The organism is Sorangium sp. So ce406 (assembly GCF_051474675.1).
GTDB classification, from domain to species: Bacteria; Myxococcota_A; Polyangia; order Polyangiales; family Polyangiaceae; genus Sorangium; species Sorangium cellulosum_G.
This window is the reverse complement of record NZ_CP150340.1, coordinates 9,132,618-9,146,181: the sequence shown is the minus strand read 5'-3', so window position 1 is coordinate 9,146,181 and position 13,564 is coordinate 9,132,618. Positions and strand designations below refer to the sequence as shown.

The 13,564-nt window shown below is 73.3% G+C and carries 12 protein-coding genes; 5 read left to right on the top strand and 7 right to left on the bottom strand.

The window, feature by feature from the left end:
* Positions 1–11: 11 nt before the first annotated feature.
* Positions 12–566 (top strand): TerB family tellurite resistance protein, encoded by a 555-nt coding sequence (locus tag WME96_RS34215; protein WP_437285782.1) that lies wholly within the window; start codon positions 12–14, stop codon positions 564–566.
* 69 nt (positions 567–635) lie between these two features.
* On the opposite strand, the gene WME96_RS34210 is transcribed toward WME96_RS34215, so the two are convergent.
* Positions 636–941: a hypothetical protein gene (locus tag WME96_RS34210; protein WP_437285781.1), complete on the bottom strand. Its 306-nt coding sequence runs from the start codon at positions 939–941 to the stop codon at positions 636–638.
* An 81-nt stretch (positions 942–1,022) separates the two neighbouring features.
* Here WME96_RS34210 and WME96_RS34205 point away from each other — a divergent pair, with 81 nt between their 5' ends.
* Positions 1,023–2,003 (top strand): uroporphyrinogen-III synthase, encoded by a 981-nt coding sequence (locus WME96_RS34205; RefSeq protein ID WP_437285780.1) that lies wholly within the window; start codon positions 1,023–1,025, stop codon positions 2,001–2,003.
* Here the strand turns inward: WME96_RS34205 and WME96_RS34200 are convergent.
* Both WME96_RS34200 and WME96_RS34195 read right to left on the bottom strand, forming a co-directional pair.
* Positions 1,982–2,788, bottom strand: a complete 807-nt coding sequence (locus tag WME96_RS34200) for a hypothetical protein (protein WP_437285779.1) — start codon at positions 2,786–2,788, stop codon at positions 1,982–1,984. The two genes, WME96_RS34205 and WME96_RS34200, sit on opposite strands and share 22 nt — an antisense overlap.
* 208 nt (positions 2,789–2,996) lie before the next feature.
* Complete coding sequence (locus WME96_RS34195) at positions 2,997–5,780, bottom strand: tetratricopeptide repeat protein (RefSeq protein ID WP_437285778.1); 2,784 nt, start codon at positions 5,778–5,780, stop codon at positions 2,997–2,999.
* A gap of 794 nt (positions 5,781–6,574) precedes the next feature.
* On the opposite strand from WME96_RS34195, the gene WME96_RS34190 reads away from it, so the two are divergent.
* From WME96_RS34190 to pdxA, 3 genes are all read left to right on the top strand, one after another.
* Positions 6,575–8,020 carry a TldD/PmbA family protein gene (locus tag WME96_RS34190; protein ID WP_061614283.1) on the top strand — a complete coding sequence of 482 codons (1,446 nt, stop codon included), beginning with the start codon at positions 6,575–6,577 and terminating at the stop codon, positions 8,018–8,020.
* 106 nt (positions 8,021–8,126) lie between these two features.
* Positions 8,127–9,098: a winged helix-turn-helix domain-containing protein gene (locus WME96_RS34185; RefSeq protein WP_437285777.1), complete on the top strand. Its 972-nt coding sequence runs from the start codon at positions 8,127–8,129 to the stop codon at positions 9,096–9,098.
* Between the two features lie 71 nt (positions 9,099–9,169).
* Complete coding sequence (gene pdxA, locus WME96_RS34180) at positions 9,170–10,189, top strand: 4-hydroxythreonine-4-phosphate dehydrogenase PdxA (protein WP_437285776.1); 1,020 nt, start codon at positions 9,170–9,172, stop codon at positions 10,187–10,189.
* Between the two features lie 48 nt (positions 10,190–10,237).
* Here pdxA and WME96_RS34175 read toward each other — a convergent pair whose 3' ends face one another.
* From WME96_RS34175 to WME96_RS34160, 4 genes are all read right to left on the bottom strand, one after another.
* Entirely contained in the window at positions 10,238–11,230 is a 993-nt protein-coding gene (locus WME96_RS34175; protein ID WP_437285775.1) for a ketopantoate reductase family protein, read from the bottom strand.
* Between the two features lie 71 nt (positions 11,231–11,301).
* Positions 11,302–11,754, bottom strand: a complete 453-nt coding sequence (gene dtd / locus WME96_RS34170) for a D-aminoacyl-tRNA deacylase (protein WP_437285774.1) — start codon at positions 11,752–11,754, stop codon at positions 11,302–11,304.
* Positions 11,755–11,756: 2 nt separating this feature from the next.
* Positions 11,757–12,221, bottom strand: a complete 465-nt coding sequence (locus tag WME96_RS34165) for a hypothetical protein (RefSeq protein ID WP_437285773.1) — start codon at positions 12,219–12,221, stop codon at positions 11,757–11,759.
* A complete protein-coding gene (locus WME96_RS34160) occupies positions 12,218–12,946 on the bottom strand; it encodes a hypothetical protein (RefSeq protein ID WP_433928636.1) in 729 nt (242 codons plus the stop codon). The genes WME96_RS34165 and WME96_RS34160 overlap by 4 nt, the downstream gene beginning before the upstream one ends.
* Positions 12,947–13,564 lie beyond the last annotated feature (618 nt).

Here is a 13,564-nt window from a genome sequence, read left to right as displayed (position 1 = left end):
AGCTTCAGCGCGTGGGACTCCTCGCCTGGCTGGGCCTGAAGCAGGGGGGCTCGTTCCCGAACCTCGACGCCCTCCTGAAGGAGCTCCGCGCGGCGCTCCCGGACGACGAGGCGGTGGTCCTCCGCTACATCGCGACCGTCATCGTCCTGCTCGGCAAGGTCGCCTGCGTCGACGGCCGCTTCTCCTCCAAGGAGGACGAGCTGCTCCGCGAGCTGCTCACGCACATCGACGGGCTCGCCCCGAGCGGCGTCGACGCGGTGTTCAACGCGCTCCAGGGCAAGCTGCCCGCCCTCCAGGAGGGCGAGGTCGATCGCTGCTACCGCGAGCTCAAGGCGCTCTGCAACGCGAGCGAGCGGGTCGAGGTCGTGCGCCTCTTGATCCGGCTCGCCGCCGCGGACGGCGCGCCCACGCCGGCCGAGCGCGCGGAGATCACGAGCATCGCGGAGGAGCTCGGCGTCCCCCTCGCCGAGATCGAGCCGGACCTCTCCGGCCAGGCCGTGGTTCAGGACGGCTCCCCGGCGACGCCGGACGAGCAACACGAGCGCGAGGGCGAGACCCGGGGGTGAGGCGAGCTGGCGCGGAGCCGCCGCGCCGCCCCGTCGATCCGTCGCGGAGCCGCTGCGCCGATCCGCCGATCAGTCGTGCGCGTCTCGCTGCTCGGCGGCGCTCTCGGCGCTCGGGGCGCGGCTCGCGGCGCCGAGCGCGCGGCGCTGCTTCAGCGCCGTGAGCGCCACGAAGAGGACGAACAGGACGGCCCCGAGCACCGCCACGAGCACGCCGAAGTTGAAGAGGTAGTGCGCGCCCGCCGCGCCGCCCACCCCCATCAAGAAGATGCCGAGCAGCGCGATCCCCGCGCCGATGACCGGATCGGGGCCGGCGTCGTTCTCCGAGGTCGCATGCGAGAGCCCGCCCCCCTGCACCCCGCCAGCCTCGTTGCTCATCGGATGGCTCACACGAGGAGCTTAGCAAACTGGTCAACCGCCCGAAACCCGCGAGAGCCGGACCCGGGCTATGCTGCGCGGGTGAGCACGCCCACGCACCCCCTGAACGACCGTCCTTCCCCTCCCGCGTCGCCCGACTTCGCAGGGCGCCGCGTCATCACGTTCGAGAGCCGCCGCGCTGCCGAGATGGCCTCGCTCATCCAGCGGTATGGTGGGGTGCCCGTCACCGCGCCGGCCCTCCGCGAGGTCACGATCGAGCGCAACGAGCGCGCGCTCGACTTCGCGCGGCGCCTCACGGGCGCCGAGTTCGACCTCGTGATCCTGTTGACCGGCGTCGGGACCAGGGCGCTCGTGGCCGAGGCGGCGCCCGCGCTCGAGCCCGCTCAGGGCGAGGGGGTGACGTCCGACCAGGACGGTAACGCGGGGGCTCGGGGCGCCTCCCTCATGGCTGCGGCGCTGTCTTCCGTGCAGCTCGTGGTGCGCGGACCCAAGCCGGCCGCGGCGCTGCGCGAGCTGGGCGTGACCGGGTTCGTCACCGTGCCCGAGCCGAACACCTGGCGAGAGATCCTCGAGGTCGTCCGCGGGCTCGGCGACCTGAGCGGCAAGCGCATCGCCGTGCAGGAGCACGGGGCGCCGAGCCACGAGCTCTACGCCGGGCTCGAGGCGGCCGGCGCCCGGGTCACGCCGGTGCCTGTGTATCGGTGGGCGCTCCCGGAGGACACCGCGGCCCTCCGGCAGGGGCTGCGCTTGCTGGCGGACGGCGGCGCGGCGATCACGCTGTTCACGAGCCGCGCGCAGGTCGAGCACGCGCTCCTCGTCGCGGCCGAGGAGGGGCTCGTCGAGCGGCTGCGCGCCGGGCTCGGGCGGGGCGTGGTGGCGTCGATCGGGCCGGTCTGCACGGAGGCGCTCCGCGCGGAGGGGATCGAGCCGGATTTCGAGCCCGAGCACCCGAAGATGGGCCACCTGGTCAAGGCGGCGGCCGCGCGCTCGGGTGAGATCCTCGCGCGCAAGGGGAACCAGGGCGACGCGCCCGCGTCGGCTCAGTCCTCGTCCTCTTCGTAGGCGGACTGCGCCACCGTCGCCGGCCGCGGCTCGGGGTGGAGCGCCGCGCCGGCGGCCGCCGCGGCCGCGTGGGGCGCGTCCGTGTGGCCCCTGTCGATCAGCTCGGCCCGGTAGAGCACGCGGCCGTCCTCGGCGGTGATCTCGCCGCCCACGTCGCCCCAGGCGAAGTCGTCGCTCTGGAGCGTGCGCATCGTCGCCTTCGTCCTGCCGATGCGCACGCGGAAGCTGGTCTTCTGGCAGGCGATGGGGGCGCCGCCGACCTCGACGTGCACCGCCTCGGTGCCGAGCACCTCCTCGTTCTCGTCGGCGGCGAGCGCGGTCTTGGCCATCATCGCGTCGTAGGCCGCGAGGGTCGCCGGGCGCTCGGCGCCATCGTCGACCCACGCGGCGCTGAGGATCTCGCCGCGCCGGCTGGGCGCGTCGCTCATGCGGACCCGCAGCGCCTCGGTCTCCTTGTCGCCCTCGAGGGTCACGTCGACGACGAGGACGTCCCCCTCGCGCGCGACCACCCGCTGCGTGAGGAGCAGCGGCGTCTTCCTGAAGCTGCCCGAGAACCGGTAGGCCACGTAATCACCGGGCTTGCGCGCGGCGGCCGCCTCTTCGGCGCTCGGGTCCCCCTCGTCGGTCGCGCCCTTCGCGCGCTGCGCGACATCGCGCCGCGCTTCGGCCGCCACCTTGGCGGCGGCGTCGCGGGGGCGGCCGACTCGAGCGTTCGTTTCGATCCCGGCACCGCAGCCAGCGGTCAGGATCGACGTGAGGGCGGCGAAGAGGAGCGGTCGGTTCATGCACCCCCGGTATCCGAGAGCGCCCGTCGTGGCCCAATTTCTGGCATTCCACGGGCGCACCGAGGTTGAGCCTCGCCCGACCGAGGTTGAGCTTCGCCCGACCGAGGTTGAGCTTCGCCCGACCGAGGTTGAGCCTCGCCCGACCGAGGTTGAGCCTCGCCCTACGGAGGTCGAGCGCGCCGGCGCCCGCGAGCGCCCCCGGCTGCGCTCAGGGCAGCTTGCCGCTCGGGAGGAGATCGTCGAAGGCGGAGTCGAACTCGTCCGCGATCATCTCGGCGCCGACGGCGCGCGCGGCGGGCTTCGGGACGTCGATGCGGCGCAGCCGCTCCGCGACGCTGCCGCGCGGGTCGCTATAGCTCGGGCTCATCCGGGCGACGCGCTGGAAGTAGTAGAGCGCCTGCTCGGGAACACCGAGCATCTCGTACGCGTTCGCGATCTCGTACGTCAGCGCGAGCTCCTGCTCGACCGTCTTGTGCGAGGCGTGTAGCCCGCGGATGAGCGCGTCGATGCCCGCCTCGATGTCGCCCATCTGGAGGTGGGTCACGCCGATCATCGACTGGCAGACGCACTCCCGCCCGGGGTCGCGGGCGGCGAGCTCGAACTCGGCGATGGCGTCCGCGTAGAGGCCCATCTCCTTGTAGGCCACGCCGAGATCGTAGTGCGTCGACGCGTCGGACTCCGAGACCTGCGCCGCCACCCCCGCCTTGAACTGCTCGAACACGCTCTCGACGCTGACCTGTCGAGGATCGTCCTGGACGCCCGTCACCGAGCCCGGCGCCACCTCGAGCTCGTCGATCATCTTCAGCGACTCGGCGATGTCGAACGCGCGATCCTCGTCCGGACGCTCGCTGCCGCGCGGGACGACCCGCGTGCCGCTCTGGTTGTCCGTCGCCACGCGCGCCTGCGACGCCAGCTCGGTGACGTCGCGCAGCCGCTCCATCAGGAGCGGGTGGTTCGGCAGCCGCGCGAGCTGCTCCTCGAGGATGTTCCGCGCCTCCTCGAACATCCCGTGCTGCGCGAAGAACTCGACCTCCTCGAGCGCGTCCTCGTCGAGCGCGTCCGCGCGCCGCAGCGACCCCGGCGGCACGGAGCGGGCGGACGCCGGCCGGACGGACGCCGGCCGAGCCGACGCCGGCCGGACCGACGCCGGCCGGACCGACGACGGGCTGTACAGGACCGGCGGCGCGGCGAGCACGGGCGGCGGGGGCATCGACGACGGCGACGGCGCCGGCGGCGCCTGAGAAGCCGCCACGGCGAGGGGGTGCGCTGGCGAGCGGCTCGGGTGGACCGACGCCGTCTCCTCGTCGTCGTCGTCCTCGACCTCCTCGACGTCCTCGACCTCTTCGACCTCCTCGACGTCGTCGATCGGGAAGCTCGGCAGCGGCGGCTCGTTCGCGAACGGGTCGTCGAGGTGCGTGACGAGCTGCGGGCGACGGGGGAGCGCCTCGACGACGCCGTCTTCGTCGAGGGTGTACGCGGGCAGCGGCGCGTCGGGGTCGTAGAGGTCCTGGCTCGGCACCTCGGACGCGTACGCGTCGTTCTCGCCGGACGTCGGCGAGACCTCCGGGCCGGTGTGCTCCTCGTCGGCGAGCTCCTCCTCCTGCGGCACGGCGTAGCCGAGCAGGTTGAGCAGCTCCGTGGCCTGGGCGTTCCCCGGATCGAGGAGCAGCACCTCGTCGAGGAGCCTCGCGGCCTCGTCGACGGCGTCTTCGCCGCAGAGCTGCTGCGCGAACGCGAGCATCTCCTCGACCGCTCCGTCCTGGTCGCCCGCCTCGATCAGGATGTCGCAGAGCTTCTCGCGCAGCTCCCGCGCGGCTGGGAGCCGCGTGACGCCGCCCCTGAGCAGGGCGACCGCCTTGTCGTACTGGCGGTCGCGCCGGAAGCTCTCGGCGTGCGCGACGAGCTGCCGCGGGCTCGCCACCGGGGACGTCGAGGGCTGCGACGCGCGCAGCGGGATCGGCGCCGCGGACGAGGGCTCGGCGTCCTCGACCTCGAGCTCCTCCGGCTCGTCGCCCTCGTCCTCCTCGAGCTCGACGTCGATCGACGCGCGCGTGCTCCGCGCCGGTCCGGGCTGGGAGGCGAGCTGGCGGACGCCCTCGTCGTTCGGGGCGCGTGCGACCAGGGCGGAGACGAGGGCGTTGAACTGGTCGATCCGCCCCGCCTCCTTGGCGATGCGCGCCGACTCCTTCTGCACCTCGATCGCCTTGGCCGGCTGCCCGAGCAGGTCGAAGGCGCGGGCGAGGAGCGCGAGCGTCTCCAGATCCCGCGGGTTCTCCTTGAACGCGATCTGCAGCTTGGTGAGGGCCGACATCCCGTCGCTCGGATCGCCGCGGTCGAGGTAGATCTCGGCGGCCATGCGGGCGAAGCGGGCGTCCGGGCGGTGCTGCAGCAGGCGCTCGACGACCTTCAGCGCGTCGTCGCGCCGACCGAGCTTGAGCAGGAGCTCGGCCGCCGTCCCGAAGCGCTGGATCGCGGCGTCGTAGTCGCGGACCCGGATCAGCGCCTCGGCGAGGCGGAGATACGCAAGCGGGTTGTTGGGATCGAGGTCGACGACCCGCTTGAAGATGTCGATCGCGTCGCGGTCCCGCCCCGCGCGGAGCAGGCGCGTCGCGACCTCGTCATAGGCCGCGAGCGCGTCGCTCGTGAGCCCGAGCTGCGTGTAGATCTCCGCGAGGCGCGGGACGATGTGGCCGAAGCGGTCCTCGTGCTGCGGGACGTGCTTGTGGATGATCTCGCGGATCTGCTTGTAAACGGCGATCGCCTTCAGCGCGAAGCCCTGAAGGGAGTAGAACTGGCCGACGCGCTCGTACGTGGTGATCGCCTCGACGTACTCCTCCGTCCGCAGGTAGAGGTCGCCGATCTTGAGCAGCGTCCGGACGTCCTTCGGGTCCTCAGCGACCAGCTTCTGGTACTCGGCGATGGCCTTGTCGAAGCGCTTCCGCTCGACAAACTTCTGCGCGGTCTGGAGTACCTTGTCGCGATCGACCGCCACGGCGATGGGAGTCTCCTACTGAGGGCAGCGAGGCGTTGCTCGGGCGCCCCGCGGGCATCCCTCACCTCACCTAAAAACACCTAGCCAATCCCGCTACCACGTACAAGCGCGCGGCATCGGAAGTTCCGGAAGCTACCGCCAAGGTGCTTGTTTGCAGCATGCGCTCCCGCGGGTCCTTGTGGGGAGCGCGGCGACCGCATGGCGCAATGGCGTCGAGCCCCCGCCCCGGTCGGACGCCAGGCAGGTCCGGTCGAGGCGTGTGGAAGAGCGCGCCCCACGATGCAAAAGCGCGCCGATCAGCCGGGGAAGTGCGAAGATCACGGAGAAGACGGCCAGCGCCGCCATCCACGCGAAGACGGCTCAAAGCATAGCAGTCGAGCGACCTTCTTGCACATTTCTGCACACATGTCGGCACCTGGCGCCGCCGTGGATGGCCTCCGCGCCCGCGACGGGGCGCGCGCCTGACGCGCCGGGCGCGCTGATCTGACGGCGCCGGCGGCGGCGCGTGCCGGATGGCATGGATTGACGCCGCGAGCTCTGCTGTCGGCGGCGTCGCCCGCGCCGCGCGCCCCGAAGCGGGTTCCTGGGCGCGGCTGCGATCGCTCGAACAGGTGGTACGAGGTGTTCAGCATTCCCGGCCGGAGGCCCGGCGATGAGGCGCCGCGCGGTCGCGGCCGTGCGCAACGGTTGCGCGCGAGCGCGCCGCGCCGGGCCGGGCGCGAGGGCTCCGGGGAGTTCTCGAAGTGGTGACCGCTTCTCGACCGCCCCGGCGAATGGACCTAGAGTTGGCCACCATGTCGCGCAGCCAGGCCTACCGCGCCCCGTTCGCTCCAGGAGAGGAAAATGCCGTCGACGCAGCGCTCTGCGAGCGGCTCCTCTCGGTCGCCCTGTCCAAGGGGGGCGATTACGCCGACCTCTTCTTCGAGTACCGGGCGGGGGGCGGGTTCACGTTCGACGAGGGCATCCTCAAGGCGGCGTCGCGCGGCGTGTCGATGGGGGTCGGCGTCCGCGTCCAGCGGGGCGACGCGACCGGGTACGCGTACACGGAGGACCTCACCTGGGACGCGATGAAGCGCGCGGCCGAGACGGCGGCGCAGATCGCGACGGGCTCCGGCGGCAACCAGAAGATCGAGCTCCGCCGCCGCGAGCTGCCGGGCCGCTACGAGCTGCCCTTCGTCTCGCTCGACGTCCCCGGCCTCGACAAGCGAGCGCTGCTCGAGCGCGCCAGCGCCGCGGCGCTCGCCTTCGATCCCAGCATCGTCAAGGTGGAGGCCAGCTTCGCCGAGGAGGTGCGCGAGGTGCTCGTGGCCACCAGCGACGGGCGGATGGCGCACGACGTCCAGCCGCTCCTCCGCTTCGGCGTGCGGGCGCTCGCCGAGCGCAGCGGCAAGCGCCAGGAAGGATCGAGCGGCGGCGGCGGGCGCATGACGACGGCCTACTTCGAGGGCAAGTCGCCGGAGTGGCACGCCGAGGAGGCGGCGCGCCAGGCGGTCGCGATGCTCGACGCGCGCGACGCGCCCGCCGGCGAGATGAACGTCGTGCTCGCCCCGGGCGACAGCGGCATCCTGCTCCACGAGGCGGTGGGGCACGGGCTCGAGGCCGACTTCAACCGCAAGGGGACCAGCAACTACTCGGGACAGATCGGCAAGGAGGTCGCGAGCCCGCTCTGCACGGTGGTCGACGACGCCACCCTCCTCCAGTCGCGCGGCACGATCAACGTGGACGATGAGGGCCACGAGCCCGAGCGCAGCACGCTGATCGAGAACGGCAAGCTCGTCGGGTACATGCACGACCGGCTCTCGGCCAAGCACTACGGCCTCACGCCGACCGGCAACGGGCGGCGCGAGAGCTTCGCCGCCGCGCCGATGCCCCGGATGACGAACACCATCCTGCTCGCCGGCCCGCACGATCCCGAGGAGATCGTGAGGTCCGTGAAGCGCGGCGTCTTCGCGAAGAAGTTCGGCGGCGGGCAGGTCGACATCTCGAACGGCGACTTCGTCTTCTCGCTGACCGAGAGCTACCTCATCGAGGACGGCAAGCTGACCGCGCCGCTCAAGGGCGTGAACCTCATCGGAAACGGCCCCGAGGTGCTCCGGCGCGTCACGATGCTCGGCCACGACGTCGCGACCTCCGACGGCATCTGGACGTGCGGCAAGGACGGACAGAGCGTTCCGGTCGGCGTGGGCTGCCCCACAATCAAGATCGATCTCATCACGGTCGGCGGAACGCGGATCGGCTGATTTCAAAGCACGAAACCAGGACGAAACGTGAGCCCCGCAGCGGTGTTGGTGGGTCTTGCGCGGTGCGTCTTGCGGGCCCGACGCCACACCCGTATACGGGGCGGACATGGCGCGTCGAAGCTTCATTGCCATCGTCGGACACGGACCTGACCTGGAGCGCGATGAGGGCGCGGCGTCGGTCCTGCGCTCGCTGGGCGCTGATGTGCGGACCCTCGACCTCTGGGACGACCCGCCGCGGCTCTTCGTCGACGACGAGAGCAAGGCGCGGGCGATCGTCGTCGAGGCGCTCGACCGGCCGGATCTGGCCGCGGCGGCGCTGCGCGCGCTGCGCCGCGAGCCGCGCCTCGAGGAGGTCGGCGCGCTCGTCGCGGTGAGCGTGGCGCAGATCGCGCGGATCGAGCCGTCGAGCGGCTTCGACGACTTCCTGCTCGTGCCGTACGTGCCCGCCGAGCTCTACGCTCGCGTGCGCCTGGTCGAGTGGCGCCGCAGCGAGTTCGCGACCGAGGAGCGAGTGAAGGTGGGCGCGATCGTCATCGATCGCGCGGCCCACGACGTGTCGGTGGGCGGCATGCACGTGCCGCTCACCGCGAAGGAGTTCGCGCTGCTCTCGTACGTGTGCGAGCGGCGCGGGAAGGTTGTGTCGCGGACAGAGCTGCTCCGGCGCGTCTGGGGGAGCCAGTACGAGGGCGGCGCGCGGACCGTCGACATCCACGTGCGGCGCCTCCGGGCGAAGCTCGGCGCGGCGCTGCCGCTCGTGACGCTGCGTGGGGCCGGGTACCGGCTCGAGTCGCCGCTGCCGGGCTCCGGCGGTCCCGAGGGCGGCGACGCGGCCAGGGCGACGCAGCGGGGCGGAGCCGGCGCGGAGGCCCACGGCGACGAGCGCGGGGAGTCTCGCGACGAGCGTGACGAGGGCGACGAGGACGAGGACGAGGACGGCGACGACGAGGGCGACGAGGACAGCGACGACGACGAGGACGGCGACGACGAGCGCGAGGAGACCGCGCGGGCGGAGCGGCGCTCGGGGACGTCGGCGACCGGCGCTGCGACGACCGGGCGCGAGCGGCGTATCACCCGATGACGTCGCCTGACCGCCGCGCTCCGCGTGCCGGCGCCGGTGCGCCGCGCGGCGGAGCTCGCTCGCGCAGCGCCGTGGCGACGCCGATCGTCGCGATCAGCGTCGGGTGCCCCAGCGGGGTCGGCCCGGAGGTGGCCGTGGCCGGCGCAGCGTCCGTCGAGGGCGTGCGCTGCGTGCTCGTCGGCGACGAGGCGGTCCTCCGGCGCGCCGCGCGGCTCGTCCGGGTGGCCGTCCGCCGGCTCGTCGTGGTCGACGGCAGCGCCGCCATCGCGCAGCTCGCGCCCGGCGAGATCGGCGTCTGGTCGGGCAGCGCGCGGCTCTCGCGGCCGAGCGCGTTCGGCCGACCCGAGGCCGAGGACGGCGCGGCGCAGCTCGCGTGGATCGACACGGCGACGGACCTGGTGCGCGACGGCGTCGCCGCGGCGCTGGTCACGGGGCCCGCGTCGAAGCACGCGATCGCCACGAGCGGCGCGCCGGGGTCTGCGGACTTCCTCGGGCACACCGAGCACCTGGGGCGGCGGCTCCGCGCGCGCGAGGTCACGATGGCGTTCGCCTCGGGCAAGCTCGTGACCGCGCTCGTGACGACCCACGTGCCGCTGCGCGAGGTGCCCGAGGCGGTGAGCCCGCGCGAGGTGGCGCGCGCCGCGGTGTGGCTCGCGCGGCTCCTGTCGGATCTCGGCCGCGAGAAGCCGCGCGTCGCGGTCGCCGCGCTGAACCCGCACGCCGGTGAGGGCGGGCTGCTCGGCGACGAGGAGCAGGTGCGGATCGCGCCGGGCATCCGGCTCGCGGCGCGGCGGCTCGCGCGGTCGGGGCCGGCGGCGGAGCTCACGGGGCCGGTCGGGGCGGAGACGGCCTTCCGGCTCGCGGCGCGGGGCGCGCTCGACGGGGTGGTCGCGATGTACCACGACCAGGCCACGATCCCGAGCAAGCTCCTCGGCTTCGGCGAGGCCGTGAACGTCACGCTGGGCCTGCCCATCGTGCGCACCAGCGTCGACCACGGCACCGCCTACGACCTCGCGGGCACGGGGCGCGCCGACCCGCGCGGCATGCGCGAGGCGATCGCGCTCGCGGCGCAGCTCGCGGCCGCGCGCTGACGCTGCCGCGCGCCGACGCTGCTGCGCGCCGACGCGCCGACGCGCCGGTCAGCGCGGCAGCGTCAGCGCGCGGCGCTCGATCACGGTCAGCAGCCGCTCGAGCGCCGGCAGGCTCACGCCGTGCTCGCGGCCGAGCGCGACGATGGTCGCGCCCATCGCGAGGTGCTGCGCGCGGAGCTTGGGGCCGAAGTGGACGTCGAGGAAGCGCAGCGCCTCGGGCGCCAGGAGGCGCGCGAGCGCGACCCCGGGCTTCAGCGTGAGCGGGCCGATCGCCCGGGTCAGGAGCTTCGTCCACGGGGCCACGTCGCCCAGGCGGCCCGCGAGCGCCGCGCACTCCTTCGTGGCCTCGAGCGCGGTGCCGAGCACGCCCTCGTCCGCGACGAGCGCGCTGGTGCCGCCGCCCGCGTCGATGGCGGCGATCAGCGGGAAGAACGCGATCGTGGTGGCGAGGTTCTGCGCGCCCACGTCGCGCTCGAGCCGCGCCGGGACGCCGGCGATCGTGAGGCGGCGCGCGAGCTCGTCGAGCAACGGTCGCTCCGCGGGGGCGCCGCCGTCCGCGTCGATGAGCGTCGACGTGAACCCGACGATCCAGGTGCGGACCACGCCGCGCTCGTCGAGGTAGCCCGAGACGCTCGGCATCGCGGGGGTGATGCGGCGCTGGGCGGCCTCCTCGAGCGCCGCGCGCTCCGGGGGCATGAGCGGCGTGAGCACCACCACGGGGGCGGCCGGCCCGCCGCGGAGGAGATCCGCGACCGTCCTGCGCTCATCGGCGCGCGGCGCGACCCCGCCGGGCCGGGGGGCGAGCTGATCGAAGCGCACGGTGACCAGGACGACGTCCGTGTCGGCCGGGATGTCGGCCGCGAGGCGCGGGCGATCGAGCGTGTCGCGGCGATCGGCGCTGTTCACCTGCTCGATGACGAACGGCCGCGCGTCCGAGACGCGCTCGGGCCGGACCACGAACGTGACGTCGTCTCCCTGGGCGGCGAGGCGCACGCCGTAGATGCGCCCGAGCGCGCCTGCGCCCACGATGCTGATCCGCATGGCTGCCCTCGCTAGCGCGCGCGGCGCCGGGCGGGAAGGGGCGGTCGCCGGCGGCGCCCGTCAGGGCGGCCTCAGAACGTCCGCTTTGAATCGATCAGGATGGTGACCGGGCCGTCGTTCTCGACGAACACGCGCATGTCGGCGCGGAAGCGGCCGGTGGCCACCTCGAGGCCGCGCTCCCGCAGGGCGGCGACGAAGCGCTCGTACAGCGCCTCGGCGCGCACGGGCTCCATCGCGCCGTCGAAGCTCGGCCGCAGGCCGCGGCGGACGTCGCCGAAGAGCGTGAACTGGCTGATCGCGAGCACCCCGCTGCCGGGCACGTCCGCGAGCGCCCGCGACATCTTGCCGGCGTCGTCGCTGAACACGCGCAGGCCCGCGACCTTGTTCGCGACCTGGTCGGCGTCCGCGTCGTCGTCGTCCTTCGCGGCGCCGACGAAGACCACGAGGCCGCGCTCGATCGCGCCGACCACCTGACCGTCGACCTCGACCCGCGCGGCGAGCGCGCGCTGCACGACCGCGCGCATGGCTAGCGCTGGGCGGCGCGCGGGGCGGGGGCGGGCTCCGCGCCGTTGCCCGTGCTGAGCCCGAGCTCGCGCATCAGCTTGGCCGTGAGCTTGAAGTAGGTGCTGCGATCGTAGGGCTGGTTGAGGATGTGGAAGTCCTTGCGCACGAGCCCCACGCAGCCGAAGCAGTAGGTGCAGCCGGTGCAGTCGACCGAGCGCACGAGGTACGACGACTGCGTGCACCGCTCGGACGCGACGCAGTGGCTGCACGCGATGAGGTCGCGGCAGCCGCGGCAGTGCGTGCTGTCCGAGCTGCGCTGCGTGTCGACGCAGTAGTGGCACCGCTGGAGCGCCTTCGAGTTGCGGCAGAACGTGCAGTCGACGCAGCGCTCGCACGACACGCACGCGACGCACCGCTCGTTGCCGGTGCCCGTCTCGAACGCCTGGACCAGCTTGCGGAGCTCGGCCTCGAATTCCGCGCGCGTCATTCCGCCTCGCCGCTCGCTTCGGAGATGCCGTCGGCCGCGTGGGGCGCGATGGCCTGCGGGCTCGACGGCCGCGCCTGGAAGCCCGCGTCGGCGGGGGCGCCGCCAGCGCTCGGGGCCTCGGGCCTGCCGCTCACCTGGCGGCGCAGCCGCTCGGCGGCCTCGCGCGTCGCGGGCTCCTCCGCGAACTCCTCGATGCGCCGCAGCCGCGACTCGAGCACGGCGCGCCGCTTCGGCAGCTCGCCGACGAGGATGCCGGAGAGCTCGTCGATCGCCTCCTGGATGCGCTGCTCGTCGCTGTGCTCGAGGAGCTGCAGGTACACGTCCTGCTCCGCGGGGAACGTGTGGCCGGCGCGGAGGAAGTCGTTCGCGGCCTTGGAGATGTTGGGCCGGCCCGACGCGCAGAGCAGCTTCGACAGGAGCCGCTGGCGCTCGACGGCCTTCGGGTCGCTCTGCGGGGGCGGCGCGAGGACGATGCGCCCCGGCGCCTTGGACGCGGCGTCGCGCCCGGATTTGACGCGCGCGCCCTTGCTGTCCTCTGCCTCCGGCTCCTTGCGCGGGGAGAACAGCGCCTCGAGCGCGGCGCGATGTTGCTTCGCCGCCCGCCGGTCCTCGCCGGTCTGGGTCGGGCGCGGCAGCCCCGCGGGGTTCGGCTGACCACGGCCATAGGCGGTGTGGAGCTCGGGATTGTGCCAGACCTTGGTTGCGTCTCTACGAATTCGCCGCATGTCGTGCCCCTGCTGACCTCGGAGCGATCATGGACGCGCCACCGGGCTCGGCTTCCGCATCCCGCGTGTGGCGCCCCGCTTGCATCGGTTGTGTGGTGATTGAGGCTGGTGCGTGTTGGACCGGGCTTCCCCCCGCGATCCGCGATGGCCCGGACGATGTTTCAACGGACGCGACGCCTATCTCTCCGCCGATCGTGTCGATCGCGGAGAAAGGGTCGCGCCGCAGTGCGCCGGGAGGTACCCGGCGGCGGACCGTGTGATGAGGGGCTCTGCCCCCACGCACCCCGGACCCGCGCTCACGACCCGACCGCAGTCGCGAGGTAGCTGGTTCCTACCACAGCCTCTGGCCAGCGCCGCAGAAAATTGGGCTGCCCTCCGCACTTCATGACATTCGGTCCTCAGAGCTCCTCGATCGCTCCTCGATCCCTTCTGAGCTTCCGCGAGGGGCGTCCTGGAGACGCTGTGTCGAGGTCGCTGACCTCGTCCCAGGTTCCCTGTCCCCTGTCCCCCTGGTTGATTCAAGAAGCGGACCGCCGACTGCCTTTCCCAATCCCCATCCCGCGGACGGGCGGCGACGTCGTGTCCGGGAGATCCGATCCCAGGGTGGATGGCATTCGC